The 16,881-nt window shown below is 66.6% G+C and carries 15 protein-coding genes and 1 tRNA gene; 13 read left to right on the forward strand and 3 right to left on the reverse strand.

Annotated features, from left to right (window positions below; all coding sequences use genetic code 11):
• Nucleotides 1–876 carry a DMT family transporter gene (locus ABNX41_RS13005; RefSeq protein ID WP_438670155.1) on the forward strand — a complete coding sequence of 292 codons (876 nt, stop codon included), beginning with the start codon at nucleotides 1–3 and terminating at the stop codon, nucleotides 874–876.
• Nucleotides 877–1,042: 166 nt separating this feature from the next.
• Here the strand turns inward: ABNX41_RS13005 and ABNX41_RS13010 are convergent.
• A tRNA-Leu gene (locus ABNX41_RS13010) sits at nucleotides 1,043–1,127 on the reverse strand.
• A 170-nt stretch (nucleotides 1,128–1,297) separates the two neighbouring features.
• On the opposite strand from ABNX41_RS13010, the gene ABNX41_RS13015 reads away from it, so the two are divergent.
• The 8 genes from ABNX41_RS13015 (at nucleotide 1,298) to ABNX41_RS13050 (ending at nucleotide 12,199) form a co-directional block, all read left to right on the forward strand.
• Nucleotides 1,298–2,284 carry a complex I NDUFA9 subunit family protein gene (locus tag ABNX41_RS13015; RefSeq protein ID WP_438670156.1) on the forward strand — a complete coding sequence of 329 codons (987 nt, stop codon included), beginning with the start codon at nucleotides 1,298–1,300 and terminating at the stop codon, nucleotides 2,282–2,284.
• 4 nt (nucleotides 2,285–2,288) lie between these two features.
• Nucleotides 2,289–3,092 carry an undecaprenyl-diphosphate phosphatase gene (locus ABNX41_RS13020; RefSeq protein WP_438670157.1) on the forward strand — a complete coding sequence of 268 codons (804 nt, stop codon included), beginning with the start codon at nucleotides 2,289–2,291 and terminating at the stop codon, nucleotides 3,090–3,092.
• Between the two features lie 160 nt (nucleotides 3,093–3,252).
• The gene (locus ABNX41_RS13025) at nucleotides 3,253–4,689 is read left to right on the forward strand and encodes an NAD(P)-dependent oxidoreductase (protein WP_438670158.1); all 1,437 of its coding nucleotides are present in this window, start codon (nucleotides 3,253–3,255) and stop codon (nucleotides 4,687–4,689) included.
• Nucleotides 4,690–4,774: 85 nt separating this feature from the next.
• Nucleotides 4,775–5,560 carry a hypothetical protein gene (locus ABNX41_RS13030; RefSeq protein ID WP_438670159.1) on the forward strand — a complete coding sequence of 262 codons (786 nt, stop codon included), beginning with the start codon at nucleotides 4,775–4,777 and terminating at the stop codon, nucleotides 5,558–5,560.
• Nucleotides 5,550–6,056: a GFA family protein gene (locus tag ABNX41_RS13035; RefSeq protein WP_438670160.1), complete on the forward strand. Its 507-nt coding sequence runs from the start codon at nucleotides 5,550–5,552 to the stop codon at nucleotides 6,054–6,056. The genes ABNX41_RS13030 and ABNX41_RS13035 overlap by 11 nt, the downstream gene beginning before the upstream one ends.
• Before the next feature lie 3 nt (nucleotides 6,057–6,059).
• Entirely contained in the window at nucleotides 6,060–10,598 is a 4,539-nt protein-coding gene (gene gltB / locus ABNX41_RS13040; RefSeq protein WP_438670161.1) for a glutamate synthase large subunit, read from the forward strand.
• Between the two features lie 473 nt (nucleotides 10,599–11,071).
• Entirely contained in the window at nucleotides 11,072–11,485 is a 414-nt protein-coding gene (locus ABNX41_RS13045) for an MbcA/ParS/Xre antitoxin family protein (RefSeq protein ID WP_438670162.1), read from the forward strand.
• A gap of 72 nt (nucleotides 11,486–11,557) precedes the next feature.
• Nucleotides 11,558–12,199, forward strand: a complete 642-nt coding sequence (locus ABNX41_RS13050) for an RES family NAD+ phosphorylase (protein ID WP_438670206.1) — start codon at nucleotides 11,558–11,560, stop codon at nucleotides 12,197–12,199.
• A gap of 81 nt (nucleotides 12,200–12,280) precedes the next feature.
• On the opposite strand, the gene ABNX41_RS13055 is transcribed toward ABNX41_RS13050, so the two are convergent.
• The gene (locus tag ABNX41_RS13055) at nucleotides 12,281–12,754 is read right to left on the reverse strand and encodes a hypothetical protein (RefSeq protein WP_438670163.1); all 474 of its coding nucleotides are present in this window, start codon (nucleotides 12,752–12,754) and stop codon (nucleotides 12,281–12,283) included.
• Nucleotides 12,755–12,914: 160 nt separating this feature from the next.
• On the opposite strand from ABNX41_RS13055, the gene mtgA reads away from it, so the two are divergent.
• The 4 genes from mtgA to ABNX41_RS13075 all read left to right on the forward strand — a co-directional run bounded on the left by mtgA (nucleotide 12,915) and on the right by ABNX41_RS13075 (nucleotide 15,832).
• Nucleotides 12,915–13,700 carry a monofunctional biosynthetic peptidoglycan transglycosylase gene (gene mtgA / locus ABNX41_RS13060; protein WP_438670164.1) on the forward strand — a complete coding sequence of 262 codons (786 nt, stop codon included), beginning with the start codon at nucleotides 12,915–12,917 and terminating at the stop codon, nucleotides 13,698–13,700.
• Nucleotides 13,701–13,776: 76 nt separating this feature from the next.
• Nucleotides 13,777–14,442, forward strand: coding sequence for an FtsZ-binding protein FzlA (gene fzlA, locus ABNX41_RS13065; protein ID WP_438670165.1), 666 nt, complete (start codon nucleotides 13,777–13,779; stop codon nucleotides 14,440–14,442).
• Between the two features lie 36 nt (nucleotides 14,443–14,478).
• The gene (queG, locus tag ABNX41_RS13070; protein WP_438670166.1) at nucleotides 14,479–15,609 is read left to right on the forward strand and encodes a tRNA epoxyqueuosine(34) reductase QueG; all 1,131 of its coding nucleotides are present in this window, start codon (nucleotides 14,479–14,481) and stop codon (nucleotides 15,607–15,609) included.
• Between the two features lie 34 nt (nucleotides 15,610–15,643).
• Nucleotides 15,644–15,832: a hypothetical protein gene (locus tag ABNX41_RS13075; protein ID WP_438670167.1), complete on the forward strand. Its 189-nt coding sequence runs from the start codon at nucleotides 15,644–15,646 to the stop codon at nucleotides 15,830–15,832.
• Nucleotides 15,833–16,000: 168 nt separating this feature from the next.
• On the opposite strand, the gene ABNX41_RS13080 is transcribed toward ABNX41_RS13075, so the two are convergent.
• Nucleotides 16,001–16,867 carry a branched-chain amino acid aminotransferase gene (locus ABNX41_RS13080; RefSeq protein ID WP_438670168.1) on the reverse strand — a complete coding sequence of 289 codons (867 nt, stop codon included), beginning with the start codon at nucleotides 16,865–16,867 and terminating at the stop codon, nucleotides 16,001–16,003.
• Nucleotides 16,868–16,881 lie beyond the last annotated feature (14 nt).

A 16,881-nucleotide genomic window follows, 5' to 3' on the forward strand; every position in this document is an offset into this window, starting at 1 on the left:
ATGCGGCCCGGACCCCGCCCCGGCAAGAGGCTTAGCGGGGCTGCGTTCCTTGCCCTTGTTGCGATCTGTTTCGTCTGGGCGGCGAATGCGGTGCTTCTGCGCCATGCCGTCGGCCCAGGCCAGTTGCCGCCGGTCTGGCTGGCGGCGGGGCGTTTCCTTGTGGCGGGGCTTTGCCTCTCGCCCCTGCTGCGCCGCCGCCCCGACCGCTTCCCCCTGGTGCTGGCGGCGGGCTTTCTGATGGGGGCCGGTCATTTCGGCCTGCTGATGCTGGGCTATGCGCGGCTCGACAGTTCCACCGCGGCGCTGATCCTGCAGCTTGGCACGCCCGCGACCGCGCTGATCTCGATGCTCGCGGGGGCCGAGCGGTGGTCGATGCCGCGCCTGGGGCTTGTGGCGATGGCCACGCTTGCGGTGGTGCTGGCCATCGGCGCCGAGCAGGGCGGGGCGGATCCGGTGGGGGTGGCGCTGATCATCGGCTCGGCGCTGTCGCTTTCGCTGGGCAGCGTGCTGATCAAGGGCACCGGCCGGGCGAGCGCGATACAGATGCAGGCCTGGACCTCGGCCGTTTCGGCGCTGGTGCTGGCCTGCCTCGCCCCGCTGCTGGAACCGCGGGGATTGCCGCTTCTGGCCGCCCAGCCGCTGCTGTCGGCGGTCGCGATCCTGTGCCCGGCCATTGTCGTCACGCTGGGCGCCCATACCGCCTATTACGCGCTCTTGAAGGGCAACGACCCGAGCTCGGTCGCGGGCATGACGCTGCTGTTTCCGCTTTTCACCATAATGCTTGGCGTCACGGTCCTGGGCGAGGTGGTCGGCCCGTCCTTCTGGATCGGCGGCGGGCTGGCGCTTCTGTGCGTCCTGGCGCTGGCCCGGCGATAGGGCCCGGCGATAGGCTGCGTCGGCTGCCGCTCGGGACAGGCCTTTCACACTTATCCGGCTACGCGCGAAGGGGCGGCCTCGCCCGTGATCGTGCGGCTCCGGCAGGGGGCCAGGAAAGACGAAAGCCGCGCAATCCATAGGGATTGCACGGCTTTTCGCAAGATATTGGTGCCCAGAAGAGGACTCGAACCTCCACGCCTTGCGGCACTGGTACCTGAAACCAGCGCGTCTACCAATTCCGCCATCTGGGCGATGTCGTGGCGGGGATGTAGCGGGCGCCTAAAGCGAAGTCAACACGGCTCGGAAGCGGAACGAAGATTTTTCCGGGCCGGGTCGGAAAGGCGTTTGGTCTTGCCGCATCCCGGTCGCAGGGCTAATGATCTGCGGTGACAACCAAGGCCCGCGAGGGGAGCATTTCCGCATGAGCAAGCTGGTCACGATCTACGGCGGTTCGGGTTTCGTCGGTCGCTATGTCGCGCGGCGCATGGCCAAGCTGGGCTGGCGCGTGCGCGTCGCGGTCCGCCGCCCCAACCAGGCGCTTTTCGTCAAGCCCTATGGCGTGCCGGGCCAGGTCGAGCCGGTCCTGTGCAACATCCGCGACGAGGCCAGCCTGCGCGCGGCCCTGCGCGGCGCGGATGCCGTGGTCAATTGCGTCGGCACCTTCTCGCGCTACGGGCGCAACAATTTCGAGGCTGTGCAGGCCGAGGGTGCGGGCCGCATCGCCCGGATCGCAGCAGAGGAAGGCGTGGCGCATCTGGTCCATCTTTCCGCGATCGGCGCCGATCCCCAGGGTGATTCGCTTTACGCGAAAAGCAAGGCGGCGGGCGAAAAGGCCGTGCTTGAGGCGTTTCCGACCGCAGTGATCCTGCGCCCCTCGGTGATTTTCGGCAATGGCGACGGCTTTTTCAACAAATTCGCCGGAATGGCAGTGATGGCGCCGGTCCTGGCCCTGCCGCATGCCACCACCCGGTTCCAGCCGGTCTATGTCGAGGATGTGGCGTTTGCCGCCGTGAAGGGTATCACCGGCGAGGCCGCACCCGGCATCTACGAGCTTGGCGGGCCGGAGGCGGCCAGCCTCAAGGAAATCCTGAACCGCATGCTGCCGGTGATCCAGCGCCGCCGCCTGATCCTGGGGATCCCGGCCTTCCTCGCGCGGATCCCGGCCTGGGGGCTGGATATGGTCGAGGCGCTGACCTTCGGCCTCATCCGCAACAAGATCGTCACCCGCGACCAGATCACCATGCTGGCGCAGGACAATGTGGTCGGGGCCTCGGCCCGGGGCCTTTCGGATCTGGACATCCAGCCGACCGCCTTCGAGGCGGTGCTGCCCGAATATCTGTGGCGCTTCCGTCCGTCGGGGCAATATGCGGCCATCAAGGCCTCGGCGCGGAACCTGAGAAAGGTCTGACCGCTTGGATACCACCCTGACCGCCGCCCTTCTCGGACTGCTTGAGGGGCTGACGGAGTTCATCCCGGTGTCGTCCACCGGGCACCTGTTGCTGGCGGGGCATTTCCTTGGCTTCCGGTCGGCGGGCAATACCTTTGAGGTAGTGATCCAGCTTGGCGCCATTTTCGCGCTGTTCTCGGTCTATGCGGCCAAGCTGACGCAGCTTTTCCTTGCCGCCCGGCATGAGGAATGGGCGCGGCGCGCGCTGCTGTCGGTGCTGCTGGCCTTTCTGCCGGCGGTCTTGGTCGGCCTGGCCCTGCACCGGATCATCAAGGAAATCCTGTTCGAATCGCCGATGCTGATCGCCGTCATGCTGATCCTGGGCGGGTTCGTCCTGCTGTTCGTCGACCGGATCGCGCCGAAACATCCCCGGCATACCGATGCCCTGGGCCTGCCCCTGGGCAAGTCGCTGGCGATCGGCTTTTGCCAGTGCCTGGCCATGGTGCCGGGCGTGTCGCGTTCGGGCGCGACCATCGTCGGCGCGCTTCTGATGGGGGTCGAGAAACGCGCGGCGGCCGAGTTTTCCTTCCTCCTCAGCCTGCCGACCATGGGGGCGGCGGTGGCCTACGACCTCTACAAGAACCGCGACGTGCTGGATTTCGGGGCGATGACCGAGATCGCGATCGGTTTCGCGGTGGCCTTTCTCAGCGCCGTTCTGGTGGTGAAATGGGTGCTGGGCTACGTCGGACGGCATGGCTACGCGATTTTCGGCTGGTGGCGAATCGTCGTCGGCACGGCTGCGCTGGTGGCCTTGCTGGCGGGCTTCTGACGGTATCTGGAAACTTTGCTGACCTATATTTCGTTACTTTGCGCTGAATTATCCTTGGCTACGCGAAAAAAGGATTAATTGGGTCAGCATAATTGACTTTTCTTCAGAAAAGAACAGCGATAGGAAGGCGCACCCGAAGTCTGAACAGGGGCGCGCAGCTATGGCCACGCAAAGAATGCTGAAATTCGTCTCGTTGGGCAAAGAGATGCCCGAAAAACGCGACGCCTCCTTGCGCAAGCAGGATTTCGACGAGATCTATCGCGAGTTCGCCGCCGCAAAGGCCGCCGAACAGGCCAGCCGGTGCAGCCAATGCGGCGTGCCCTATTGCCAGGCGCATTGCCCGCTGCACAACAACATCCCCGACTGGCTGCGCCTGACCGCCGAAGGGCGGCTGCAAGAGGCCTGGGAGATCAGCCAGGCCACCAATTCCTTCCCCGAGATCTGCGGCCGCATCTGCCCGCAGGACCGGCTGTGCGAGGGCAATTGCGTGATCGAGCAATCCGGCCACGGCACCGTGACCATCGGCTCAGTCGAGAAATACATCACTGACACCGCCTGGGAAGAGGGCTGGGTCAAGCCCGTCGTCGCTGCGGTCGAGCGGCCCGAAAGCGTCGGAATCATCGGCGCGGGCCCGGGTGGTCTTGCGGCTGCGGAACGGCTGAGGCGTGCGGGCGTGCAGGTCACGGTCTACGACCGCTACGACCGGGCGGGCGGGCTGCTGACCTATGGCATCCCCGGTTTCAAGCTGGAAAAGCCGGTGGTGATGCGCCGGGTCGAGCAGCTCGAGGCCTCGGGCGTGCAATTCGTGATGAACTGCGCCGTGGGCGAGGATTTGAGCTTCGACGCCATCCGCGGCCGTCACGATGCGGTGCTGATCGCCACCGGCGTCTACAAGATCCGCGAAATCGAGGCGCCGGGCTCGGGCGCGCAGGGGATCGTGCGGGCGCTCGACTACCTGACCGTTTCGAACCGGCTCTCCTTCGGGGATGAGGTCGAGGCCTTCACCAGCGGCGCCTTGAATGCTGAGGGCAAGCGCGTCGTCGTCATCGGCGGCGGCGATACCGCGATGGATTGCGTCCGCACCGCGATCCGCCAGGGCGCGGCTTCGGTCAAATGCCTTTACCGCCGCGACCGCGCCAATATGCCGGGCAGCCAGCGCGAGGTGCAGAACGCCGAGGAAGAGGGCGCCGAATTCGTCTGGCTCGCCGCGCCCAAGGGTTTCACCGGCGGCACGGCGGTCGAGGGCGTGATGGTCTCGAAGATGCGCCTTGGCGCGCCGGACGCCTCCGGGCGCCAGAGCCCCGAGGTGATCGAGGGCGCGGATTACGTCGAACCCGCCGATCTGGTGGTGCAGGCGCTTGGCTTCGAACCCGAGGATCTGCCCAGGCTTTGGGGCGTCGAGGGGCTGGAAGTCACCCGCTGGGGCACGATCAAGGCCGATTTCCGCAGCCATGCCACCAGCCTGCCGGGCGTCTATGCGGCGGGCGATATTGTGCGCGGTGCCTCTCTGGTGGTCTGGGCGATCCGCGACGGGCGCGAAGCGGCCGATGCTATGCTGGAATACCTTGCCCGAACCGGCGCGGTGGCCGCAGAATAATTCCGCAGCCGAACCCGGCGCCTGGGCTTTCCGTCTTGCCGCCCCCCTTCTGCGGGGGCGGGGGCTTCAACAGGATCGAACGGATTTGAAACCCTATCTCATCATCAAGGCGCCGGTTTTGGCCTTTCTTCGCGGCGCGGTCGCCGGGCGCCTGGCGGTGCTGGCCGCGCTGTTTGCGGTGGCGCCCGCCGTGGCCGGGGCCCGGGAATGGGCCGCCCCCCAGGGCTGCGAGATCTTCATGACCGTTCAGGCCAAGGCCTGCCGGGTCTCGAACCACTACACCTGCGCGGACGATGCGCCGGGCGACCAGTGGCGGGCCGATTTCGATCTGGACGGGCTGTTCTTCCGCTCCCGCATCGACTTCGAGACGCAATGGATCGAAAGCATCGAGGGCCGCCGCGGGGGTGGTCCGCAGCTCACGCAATGGCTTGCGCCCGCACCGCCGGATCCGGCCTCGTTCAGCGAATTGATCGCCACCGGGATCGACAGTTTCCACTTCGATCTGGCGCGATCCGATGGCGGCACCTCGACCGCCCGGGGCTACGACCGGCTGACCGGCCGCAGCGTCACCGTCGATGGCGTGACGCTGGAAGAGACCGAATTCGACTTCACCGAGACCGATCCGGCCGGAAACGTGCTGCGTCGCGCGCGCGGGCGCGAATACATCAACCGCGAGATGCGGCTTTTCTTCGCGGGCCCGGGCGAAAGCGATCTTGGCGACGGGCTCTGGCGCCCGATCGACGGCAGCCCGCTGGAGTTCGTCTTCCCGGGCGAGCCGGGCTTTGCCACCAGCCAGCCGAAATACGATTGCGATCCGATGACGGCGGGCGTGCCGGGCGCGCCGCTGTGGAGGGTGTCCGATGGCCCCTGAATCCCCCGAACCCGGCGCGTCTGGGCATGGCGGGCCCGAGCATGGCGCAAAGGAAGAGCGCGTCGGTCAATGCCTTTGTGGCGCCGTGCGGTTCACCGCCCGGCTGGGCAGCCTCGACTATGGCACTTGCCATTGCGTGATGTGCCGTCGCTGGACCGGATCGGCGCTTCTGGCGATCACCGTGCCGCTGGCCGATGTCACCTGGAGCGGCACCGAGCATATCGGCGAGATCCAGTCCTCGGCCTGGGCGATGCGCGCCTTTTGCGCGAAATGCGGATCGGGCCTTTACTACAAGCTGACCGACGGCCCCTGGGCCGATGCCTATGAAATCCCCATCGGCCTGTTCGACGATGCCGATGGCATGGTCATGAAGACCGAGATCTACCACGACCAGAAGCCGGACGCCTTTTCCTATGCCGGTTCCGCCAAGAAAATGAGCCGGGCCGAGACGCTTGTCTTTCTCGGCCTCGACGCCAGCCCCTCGTCCAAGGAGTGAGCCATGACGAAATATGATGAAGCCTGGGCCCGGGCCGAAGAGGAAAAGCGCGCCTGGCTGGACGCCAACGGGCTTTACAAGGCCGAGGACGAGCATTCCTCCTGCGGCGTGGGCCTCGTGGTCGCGATTTCGGGCAAGCCCTCGCGCAAGGTGGTGGAAAACGGCATCAACGCGCTCAAGGCGATCTGGCACCGGGGCGCGGTGGATGCCGACGGCAAGACCGGCGACGGCGCGGGGATCCATGTGCAGATCCCGGTCAAGTTCTTCTATGACGTGGTGCGCCGCACCGGGCATGAGCCCGATCCCCACAAGCTGATCGCCGTGGGCCAGGTCTTCCTGCCGCGCACCGATTTCGCCGCGCAGGAGCGTTGCCGGACCATCGTCGAGACCGAGGTCCTGCGCATGGGCCATTACATCTACGGCTGGCGCCATGTGCCGGTCGACATCTCGGTCCTGGGCGAAAAGGCCAATGCCACCCGCCCCGAGATCGAACAGATCCTGATCCGCTGCGAGAAGGACATCGACCAGGAGCAGTTCGAGCGCGAGCTTTACATCATCCGCCGCCGGATCGAGAAGGCCACCATCGCCGCCGGGATCGCGGGGATGTATCTGTGCTCGCTGTCGTGCCGCTCGGTGATCTACAAGGGGATGATGCTGGCCGAACAGGTCGCGGTCTTCTACCCCGACCTGCAGGACGAACGCTTCGAAAGCGCCTTCGCCATCTATCACCAGCGTTACTCGACCAACACCTTCCCGCAATGGTGGCTCGCGCAGCCCTTCCGCATGCTGGCCCATAACGGCGAGATCAACACGCTCAAGGGCAACGTCAACTGGATGAAAAGCCATGAGATCCGCATGGCGTCGAGCGCCTTCGGCGACATGGCCGAGGATATCAAGCCGATCATCCCGGGCGGCTCGTCGGATTCGGGCGCGCTGGATGCGGTGTTCGAGGTTCTGGTGCGCGGCGGGCGCAATGCCCCCATGGCCAAGACCATGCTGGTCCCCGAGGCCTGGTCGAAACAGACCGCCAACATGCCCAAGGCCTGGGCCGACATGTATTCCTACTGCAATTCGGTGATGGAGCCCTGGGACGGCCCGGCGGCGCTTGCCATGACCGACGGCCGCTGGGTCTGCGGCGGGCTTGACCGCAACGGGCTGCGGCCGATGCGCTATGTCGTCACCGGCGACGGCATGCTGATCGCGGGATCCGAGGTCGGTATGGTGCCGGTGGACGAGACCACCGCGCGCGAGAAGGGCGCGCTTGGCCCGGGGCAGATGATCGCCGTCGACATGAAGGACGGCAGGCTCTACCACGACACCGAGATCAAGGACAAACTGGCCGCCGCGCAGCCCTATGGCGAATGGGTCGGCAAGATTGTCGATCTGAACGAGGGGCTGAAGGACGTCCCCGAAAAGGCGCTGCATTCCGGCGCCGACCTGCGCCGCCGCCAGATCGCGGCCGGCTATTCGATCGAGGATCTGGAGCAGGTCCTTGCGCCCATGGCCGAGGACGGCAAGGAGATGATCGCCTCGATGGGCGACGACACGCCGCCTGCGGTGCTGTCGAAGATCTACCGCCCGCTGTCGCATTACTTCCGCCAGAACTTCAGCCAGGTCACCAACCCGCCGATCGACAGCCTGCGCGAGGGCCGGGTGATGTCGCTCAAGACCCGGTTCGGCAATCTCAAGAACGTGCTGGACGAAAACTCGGGCCAGACCGAGATCCTGGTGCTCGACAGCCCCTTCGTGGCCAATGCCGAATTCGAGGCGCTGGTGAAGCGCTTCGGCGATCAGGTCGCCTTCATCGACTGCACCTTCCCGGTGCTGCCGGGCCATGACGACCTGCGCCAGGCGCTCGACCGGATCCGGGCCGAGGCCGAGGATGCGGTGCGCTCGGGCGCGGGCCAGTTGATCCTGACCGACGAACACCAGGGCCCCGAAAAGGTCGGCATGCCGATGATCCTTGCCACCAGCGCGGTGCATTCCTGGCTGACGCGCAAGGGGCTGCGCACCTTCTGCTCGATCAACGTGCGCTCGGCCGAATGTATCGACCCGCATTACTTCGCGGTGCTGATCGGCTCGGGCGCGACCACGGTGAACCCCTATCTGGCGCAGGACAGCATCGCCGACCGCATCGACCGCGGCCTTCTGGAGGGCAGCCTGCTGGAGGCGATGCGCCGCTATCGCGACGCCATCGACGCGGGCCTTCTGAAGATCATGGCCAAGATGGGGATCTCGGTCATTTCGTCCTATCGCGGCGGGCTGAACTTCGAGGCGGTGGGGCTGTCGCGCGCCATGGTGGCGGAATATTTCCCCGGCATGCATTCGCGCATCTCGGGGATCGGCGTCCACGGGATCGAGGCCAAGCTGGAAGAGGTCCACGCCCGGGGCTGGCGCGGCGGATCCGACGTGCTGCCCATCGGCGGCTTCTACAAGGCGCGGCGCTCGGGCGAGAAGCACGCCTGGGAGGCGCAGACCATGCATATGCTGCAAGCGGCCTGCGACCGCGCCAGCTATGACCTGTGGAAGACCTATTCGGCGGCGATGCGGGCCAATCCGCCGATCCATCTGCGCGACCTGCTGGACATCAAGGCCCTCGGCAAGCCGGTGCAGATCGAAGAGGTGGAATCGATCACCTCGATCCGCAAGCGCTTCGTGACGCCGGGCATGTCGCTGGGCGCGCTGTCGCCCGAGGCGCATATGACGCTGAACATCGCCATGAACCGGATCGGCGCGAAGTCGGATTCCGGCGAGGGCGGCGAGGATCCGGCGCACCAGCATCCCTTCCCGAACGGCGACAACCCCTGCGCCAAGGTCAAGCAGGTGGCCTCGGGCCGTTTCGGCGTCACCGCCGAATATCTGAACGCCTGCGAGGAGTTGGAAATCAAGGTCGCGCAGGGCGCCAAGCCGGGCGAGGGCGGCCAGCTTCCGGGCATGAAGGTCACCGACCTGATCGCCCGGCTGCGCCATTCGACCAAGGGCGTGACGCTGATCAGCCCACCGCCGCACCACGACATCTATTCGATCGAGGATCTGGCGCAGTTGATCTACGACCTCAAGCAGATCAACCCGCGCTGCAAGGTCACGGTCAAGCTGGTGTCCTCGTCCGGGGTCGGCACCATCGCGGCGGGCGTGGCCAAGGCGAAAGCCGACATCATCCTGGTCTCGGGCCACAACGGCGGCACGGGCGCATCGCCCGGCACCTCGATCAAATATGCGGGCCTGCCCTGGGAAATGGGCCTGACCGAGGCGCATCAGGTGCTGACCATGAACAACCTGCGCGAGCGGGTGACCCTGCGCACCGACGGCGGGTTGCGCAGCGGGCGCGACATCGTCATCGCCGCGATGATGGGGGCCGAGGAATACGGCATCGGCACCGCCGCCCTGATCGCCATGGGCTGCATCATGGTGCGCCAGTGCCAGTCGAACACCTGCCCGGTGGGCGTCTGCACCCAGGACGAGGCCTTGCGCGGCAAGTTCACCGGATCGGCCGACAAGGTGGTCAACCTGATCACCTTCTACGCCCAGGAAGTGCGCGAGATCCTCGCCTCGATCGGGGCGCGCTCGCTCGACGAGATCATCGGCCGGGCCGATCTTCTGACCCAGGTCTCGCGCGGGCATGCCGATCTGGACGACCTCGACCTCAACCCGCTGCTGATCACCGTGGATGGCGCGAACCGGATCACCTATGACCGCTCGAAGCCGCGCAATGCGGTGCCGGACACGCTGGATGCAGAGATCGTCAAGGATGGCGCGCGCTTCTTCGAGGACGGCGAGAAGATGCAGCTTTCCTACGCGGTGCGGAACACCTCGCGCACCATCGGAACGCGGGCTTCCAGCCATATCGTCAGGAAATTCGGCATGCGCAACGGGTTGCAGCCCGACCATCTGACGGTGAAGCTGACCGGCAATGCGGGCCAGAGCCTCGGCGCCTTCGCCGTGAACGGGCTGAAGATCGAGGTCATGGGCGACGCCAACGATTACGTCGGCAAGGGGCTTTCCGGCGGCACCGTCGTCGTGCGTCCGCAGATGGCCAGCCCGCTGGTCGCCGATGAGAACACCATCATCGGCAATACCGTGCTTTACGGCGCGACCGACGGCTTCCTTTTCGCCAGCGGCCGCGCGGGCGAGCGGTTCGCCGTCCGCAACTCGGGCGCGCGCGTGGTGGTCGAGGGCTGCGGCACCAACGGTTGCGAATACATGACCGGCGGCGTGGCGGTGATCCTGGGGCGGATCGGGGCCAATTTCGGCGCGGGCATGACGGGGGGGATGGCCTATCTCTACGATCCCGACAGCATCGCCGAGGATATGGTCAACCCCGAAAGCCTAATCTGCTGCGGCATCGGCCATCCGCATTGGGAGGCGGAGCTGAAGACCCTGGTCGAGCGCCATCTGGCCGAGACCGGGTCGCGCGTCGCCGCCCGGATCCTGGCCGACTGGAGGGCCGAACTGCGCAACTTCCTTCAGGTCTGCCCGAAGGAGATGCTGCCGCATCTGGCCGTGCCGCTGTCGGACGAGGCCGCGAGGGTTCCCGCCGAATAACCCCGCGGCAAGCACCGACGCCCCGGGATCGAAAGATCCCGGCAAGGCCCGACGAATGAGAGAGCCGCCATGCCTTGGCGGCTCTTTCCCTTTGTCCGCCGGGTTCGGGGCGCCACCGCCGAACCGCCGAAGCGGGTCTCGGCATGCAGGCAGTCCCGTCCTGGCGTGAGGGATGAGTCCGGGATTGCCGTGCCGGATCAAGGCGCCATGGGATGCCACTGCGCGTTTCCAACCGTCCGCGCCGGGGTGTTTTGCCTGCCCGGGTGGGCGCGGCATTACGGCCCGTGGACGGGCCGCAATGCGTCGTGGCCTTTGCTTTCCGTGTGCTGCCGCCGGGCCCATGCGACCTGTTTACCACCCGATCAGGGCCAGAATCACGGTTTTCCATGGCGCGCACGGCTCCGGGATCTTGACATTTGGCGTTCATTGCACATTTAATGCCAAATGACAGATCCTGGAGAAAGGAGGCCGCCATGTTGCAAGAGCTGCAGCGAACCGCTTCCGCGCCGGACGTTCGCCACCTGACCGATGAAGAGGCGCGCGCCTCGGCCCGCGCCGTCACCAATCTGTTCCGGCATTGGGAGTTGAGCGACGACGAGGCCTGCGATTTGCTTGGCGGGATATCCTCGCGCACCTGGGCGCGGTGGAAGGCCGGAGAGATCGGTCGCATCGACCGCGATCTTGCGACCCGGCTTTCGCTGTTCCTCGGCATCCACAAGGCGCTCAGATATATGTTCGGGCATGATGCCCCGCGTCTTTACGGTTGGATCCGGCGCGAGAATGCGGCTTTCGGCGGTGACTCCGCGCTGAACGTCGTTCGCAGGGGGCAGCTCATGGATCTTTACAGGGTGCGACAGTATCTTGACGCCGAACGCGGCGGATGGTGAGCGGCCGAGGGATTTCCAGTGAGACCGCCCGTGCCGCCGCTGCGCCGGGTCGAATGGGCGCGCAGCCTGCGCATGATCCGCTCGATCCATCCGCCCATCGACCTCTTCGAGGATATCGCCGATCCGGCCGACTGGGAGGCGCTGGCCTCGGCCGAGGCGAAGACCAACCCCCGCCTCTATGACGAGATCGGAAACCTCTCCCTCGTGCCGGTGCATCGCCGGGTCGGGGGGCCGGGGGCGTCCTTCCTGATGGCGCCCTTCGTCCATTGCTCGCCCGACCGGCCCGGGCGGTTCTTGGACGGCAGCTACGGGGTCTATTACGCCGCCGATTCCGAAGAGACCGCCATTTACGAGGTGGCGCATCATCATGCGAAATTCATGCGCGACACCAACCAGCCCGCAGGTTGGGTCAGCGATTTCCGCTGCATGATCGGCTCGGTCGATCTCGACCTGCATGATCTGAGCGATGTGGCCGAAGCCCTGGATCCAGACGCCTATGGCGACAGCCAGAATATCGCCTCGGCCCTGCGGGCAGGCGGCGCGCATGGCCTGTTCTACCCCAGCGTCAGATTCCCGACCGGGCATTGCGTCGCGATTTTCTGGCCGGACCTTCTGCCCGTTCCCCGGCAGGGGGATCACTACAAGTTTCACTTCGACGGCAGCCGGGTGGACCGGGTCAGAAACCTGTCGAAGGGCATCATCTACAAACTGTAGTGGCGGCAATGAAAAGGCCCGCTCGCGCGGGCCTTTCATGTCGGCTTGGGACCGGCAGCCCGGGGGAGCGGTTCCCCGGCTTCATTCCACCGGGGTTTCGATCGGCGTTTCGGGCGTGGCATCGGCCGGGGCCTCGGTCCCCGGCGCGGTGGCGGCGCCTTCGGGACGCTCCCTGCCGGGGCGCTCTTTCGCCGGGCGATCCGCCGCGGGACGGTCCTTGCCGAAGCTGCCGCGGGCTTCGGCCCGGTCCTTGGCGCCATGGCCCGCGCCCCGCATCCCCTTGGCGAATTTGCCATGCCCGGCCGGGCGGGCGGTGGCGACCGGATCGCTGTCCGCGACTTTCTCGATCAGGGGCGCGGCGGCGGCGATACAGGCCTCGATCGCGGTTTCGCCGCAATCGATGCTGACCGAGCGGCCCGCGCCGAAATCAAGCTTCAGCTTGGCGCCGGACACCGGGGGAAGAGGCGGCTTCTGCGCCGATGCGGGCAGGCCCGCCAGGACCGTCGCGCCAAGGATCAGCGCGGCGGCGGGGACTGCGGTCTTGGATCTTGCCATCAGGGTTGCTCCCTTTTCTTGCTGCAACGCGGGCTGATACGAACCGGGGGCGGGATTTCCGTCGCGCGGGGGCGTTCACACCAGCGCGATCCGCCGCGCGAGGGAAGGCCGCGCGGGCGGGCTTGACCGGGGCGGCGGGATCGGGCCTAAGGTCTCGCCCATGTCCGACGAAGACGATCCCCCCGTGGCGCCGAAATCCGCGCGCAAGACCCCGGCCCGGTCCCGTCCGGGCAGGCGGGGAAAGGCGGCTGCCAGGGCCAGGGGCGGGCCGCTCGCCCGGGCGCGGGCCTGGCTGTGGTGGTTGTTCGTCCGGGCGGGCATCGCCGTCGTCGGCTTCTTCGGGCTGCTGATCCTTCTGTTCAGCTTCGTGCCGCCGCCCACCAACATCTACCAGATGCAAGAAAGCCATCGCCTGGGCGGGATCAAGCGCGAATGGGTCTCGTGGGACGAGATAGCCCCGGTGATGGGACGCGCGGCGGTGGCGGCCGAGGATGCCAATTTCTGCAATCACTGGGGTTTCGACATGGCCGCGATCCGGGCGGCCATCGATGCGGGCGGCAATCGCGGCGCCTCGACCATCAGCCAGCAGGTGGTGAAGAACGTCCTGCTGTGGCAGGGCCGCTCCTGGGCGCGCAAGGCGCTGGAGGCGCTGCTGACCCCGGCGGTGGAGCTGGTCTGGTCGAAGCAGCGCATTCTTGAGGTCTATCTCAACGTCGCCGAATTCGACGAGGGCGTCTTCGGGGTCGAGGCGGCGGCGCGGCATTACTTCGGCGTCTCGGCGCGTGATCTCAGCGGCGTGCAGGCGGCGCGGCTGGCCGCGATCCTGCCCGATCCCAAAAGGCGCAGCGCCGCGCGGCCGTCCGACTTCGTGCAGAAGCGCGCGCGCCAGATCCTGGCGGGGGCCGAGACCATCGCCGCCGACGGGCGGGCGGATTGCTTCCGCTAAGGCGGCGCGCGGGCAGGGCGGGATTGATCGGAAGGGACGCAGGGGCTAGGAGGGGGAAGTCATGCAGGTGCCCCCGATGAACCGTCTTTATCACGTTCCGCTTTCGCCCTTTTGCCGCAAGGTCCGCCTGACGCTGGCGGAAAAGAGGATCGAGGCCGAACTGGTCGAGGAACGCTATTGGGAGCAATCTCCCGATTTCCTGCGCCGCAACCCCGCGGGCAAGGTCCCCGTCCTGCGCATAGAGGGCCGGTTGCTGAGCGAAAGCCAGGCGATCTGCGAGTTTCTCGAAGAGATCGCGCCCAACCCGCCCCTGATGCCCCGCGACGTCGATGGCCGCTACGAGGTGCGCCGCCTCTGCGCCTGGTTCGACGACAAGTTCCACCACGAGGTCACCTCGAAACTGCTTTACGAGCGGGTGAACAAGAAGGTCACCAAATCGGGCTACCCGGATTCGAAGAACGTCAAATCCGGCGCGCAACGGATCAAGTTCCATCTGGACTACCTGGCCTGGCTGCTGGACCAGCGCCGCTGGCTGGCCGGGAACGAGATGAGCCTTGCCGATTTCACCGCCGCCGCGCATCTGTCCAGCCTCGACTACATCTCGGATGTCGACTGGAACCGCCATGCGGTGGTGAAGGACTGGTATGCCAAGATCAAATCGCGGCCCTCGTTCCGCTCGCTTCTGGCCGATCAAGTGCCGGGCTTTCCGCCGCCTGCGCATTATGCCGATCTGGACTTCTGACCCGGGGCCGGGCCCCGGCACCCTTCGGGCCGGGGCATGAAGGCCCCGCGGCCCGCGCTGTCCCCCGCCGCGCTGAAAGAGCGCCTGATCGCGCAGGCCCGGGCCGAGGGTTTCGCCAAGCTGGGGATCTGCGCGCCCGATGCCGTGCCCGAGGCCAGGGCGCGGCTTGAGGCGTTTCTGAAGGCGGGCCATCACGGCACCATGGCCTGGATGGAGGATCGCGCGCATTGGCGGGGCGATCCGGTGGCGCTCTGGTCCGAGGCGCGTTCGGTCATCATGCTGGCCGAGCTCTATACGCCCGACGCGGATCCGCGCGGGGTGCTGTCCCATCCCGACCGGGCGGCGATCAGCGTCTATGCCCAGGGCAAGGATTATCACGACCTGGTGAAGCGGCGGCTCAAGCGGCTGGGGCGATGGCTGCTGGACACGCTTCCCGACCGCAATGCCGCCGGAGAGCAGATCAAGGTCTTCGTCGATACCGCGCCGGTGATGGAAAAGCCGCTGGCGCAGGCGGCGGGCCTGGGCTGGCAGGGCAAGCATACCAACCTGCTGGCGCGGGATCTGGGAAACTGGTTCTTCCTGGGGGCGATCTTCACCACGTTGGACCTGCCCAAGGACGAGGCCGAGGTGTCGCATTGCGGATCCTGCCGGGCCTGTCTGGCGGCCTGCCCGACCGGGGCCTTCCCGGCGCCCTACCGGCTGGATGCGCGGCGCTGCATCTCGTATCTGACGATCGAACATGCGGGGCCGGTGGCCCCCGATCTGCGGGCGATGATCGGCAACCGCATCTATGGCTGCGACGATTGCCTTGCCGCCTGCCCCTGGAACAAGTTCGCCGCGCAGGCGCATGAGATCGGCTATCAGAGCAAGGTCGGCGCGCCGGAGCTTGCCGAATTGGCAAGGCTGGACGACGCCGGTTTCCGGGCCCGTTTCGCGGGCAGCCCGATCAAGCGGATCGGGCGGAACCGCTTCGTGCGCAACGTGCTTTACGCGGTCGGAAACTCCGGCCTGCCGCATCTGCGCGCGGTGGCCGAGGAGCTTTGCGCCGATCCCGATCCGGTGGTGGCCGAGGCGGCGGCCTGGGCGGTGGCGCGTCTGTCTCAGTCCCCCGGGGCGGCGATTTCGCAGGTGCAGGATGACGGGCTGGGGAAAAGGGCCCGATCGTGATAGTCTCGGCGCCACGGAAACGAAGGAGACGATCATGAGCAGACATCTGGCCGACCGCAGCGCCCCGGGATCCGGGACCCGGGTGAAGGAATTCCTGCGCATCGCCCGGACCCGGCGCGAAACCCTGGTCGAGGGCGGCTGGCATCGCCGGGACGAGGCGCCGGGGCCCGACACGACCCGTCTGAAGCAATTCCTGCGGATCGCGCGCGGGCGCCTTGCCTGAGCCCGCGGATTGAACCTGCGGGTCTGAACCTGCGGGTTTGAACCGAAGGGCCGGGCGGCGCCGATCCGCCCGCAGAAAGCCCGCCACGAAAAGAACGGGGGCCGGAGATTGCTCCGGCCCCCGCTTGCTCTGGCCCCCGCGCGTGCGATCTGCTGGTCGCTGGCGCGCTTAGGCGCGGACGAGCTTTTCGTAGGTTTCGGCGATGTCGAGGGTCAGCTTGCCGATCTCGAACGTATAGGGGCCGATCTCGCCCACGGGGGTCACTTCGGCGGCGGTGCCGGTCAGGAAGCATTGCTCGAATCCTTCCAGTTCGAAGGGCTCGATATGGCGCTCCCAGACCCGGATGCCCTTTTCCTTCAGAAGGCCGATGACGGTCTGGCGGGTGATGCCGTTCAGGATCGCGTCGGGCAGCGGGGTGTGAACCTCGCCATCCTTCACGAAGAAGATGTTGGCGCCGGTCGCCTCGGCGACATGGCCGCGATAATCCATGAACAGCGCGTCCGAATAGCCTTTGGCATGGGCGGCGTGTTTCGACATGGTGCAGATCATGTAGAGGCCCGCCGCCTTGGCCGCCGTCGGAATGGTTTCCGGCGAGGGGCGCTTCCATTTCGCGATGTCGAGCCGGGCGCCCTTGGTCTTGGCATCGCCGTAATAGGCGCCCCATTCCCACCCCGCCACCGCCATCCGCACCGGATTGGCCTCGGACGACACGCCCATGTCGTTGCCCGCGCCCCGGAAGGCGACGGCGCGCACATAGGCGTCCTTCCAGCCGTTGGCCACGAGCATGGCATATTTCGCCGCCTCGATCTCTTCGACCGAATAGGGGATTTCCATGTCCAGCAGGTTGGCGGATTTGCGCAGGCGGATCGAATGCTCGACACCCTTGAAGATCTTGCCGTTGTAGCAGCGTTCGCCCTCGAAGACCGAGGATGCGTAGTGCAGCGCGTGGCTCAGGATGTGGACATTCGCGTCACGCCAGGGGACGAGCTTGCCGTCCATCCAGATCCAACCGTCACGATCGTCATATGCCGCCATTTTCCCGGCCCTCC

The organism is Pseudogemmobacter sonorensis (genome assembly GCF_042762395.1).
In the GTDB taxonomy this organism is placed as follows: Bacteria; Pseudomonadota; Alphaproteobacteria; order Rhodobacterales; family Rhodobacteraceae; genus Pseudogemmobacter; species Pseudogemmobacter sonorensis.

What these genes read in the sequence shown, in the direction of transcription:
- ABNX41_RS13005 (WP_438670155.1), top strand. Translation starts at nt 1, where the DNA reads ATGCGGCCCGGACCCCGCCCCGGCAAGAGGCTTAGCGGGGCTGCGTTC.
- ABNX41_RS13015 (WP_438670156.1), top strand. Translation starts at nt 1,298, where the DNA reads ATGAGCAAGCTGGTCACGATCTACGGCGGTTCGGGTTTCGTCGGTCGC.
- ABNX41_RS13025 (WP_438670158.1), top strand. Translation starts at nt 3,253, where the DNA reads ATGGCCACGCAAAGAATGCTGAAATTCGTCTCGTTGGGCAAAGAGATG.
- ABNX41_RS13035 (WP_438670160.1), top strand. Translation starts at nt 5,550, where the DNA reads ATGGCCCCTGAATCCCCCGAACCCGGCGCGTCTGGGCATGGCGGGCCC.
- gltB (WP_438670161.1), top strand. Translation starts at nt 6,060, where the DNA reads ATGACGAAATATGATGAAGCCTGGGCCCGGGCCGAAGAGGAAAAGCGC.
- ABNX41_RS13045 (WP_438670162.1), top strand. Translation starts at nt 11,072, where the DNA reads ATGTTGCAAGAGCTGCAGCGAACCGCTTCCGCGCCGGACGTTCGCCAC.
- ABNX41_RS13050 (WP_438670206.1), top strand. Translation starts at nt 11,558, where the DNA reads ATGATCCGCTCGATCCATCCGCCCATCGACCTCTTCGAGGATATCGCC.
- ABNX41_RS13055 (WP_438670163.1), bottom strand. Translation starts at nt 12,754, where the DNA reads ATGGCAAGATCCAAGACCGCAGTCCCCGCCGCCGCGCTGATCCTTGGC.
- mtgA (WP_438670164.1), top strand. Translation starts at nt 12,915, where the DNA reads ATGTCCGACGAAGACGATCCCCCCGTGGCGCCGAAATCCGCGCGCAAG.
- fzlA (WP_438670165.1), top strand. Translation starts at nt 13,777, where the DNA reads ATGAACCGTCTTTATCACGTTCCGCTTTCGCCCTTTTGCCGCAAGGTC.
- queG (WP_438670166.1), top strand. Translation starts at nt 14,479, where the DNA reads ATGAAGGCCCCGCGGCCCGCGCTGTCCCCCGCCGCGCTGAAAGAGCGC.
- ABNX41_RS13075 (WP_438670167.1), top strand. Translation starts at nt 15,644, where the DNA reads ATGAGCAGACATCTGGCCGACCGCAGCGCCCCGGGATCCGGGACCCGG.
- ABNX41_RS13080 (WP_438670168.1), bottom strand. Translation starts at nt 16,867, where the DNA reads ATGGCGGCATATGACGATCGTGACGGTTGGATCTGGATGGACGGCAAG.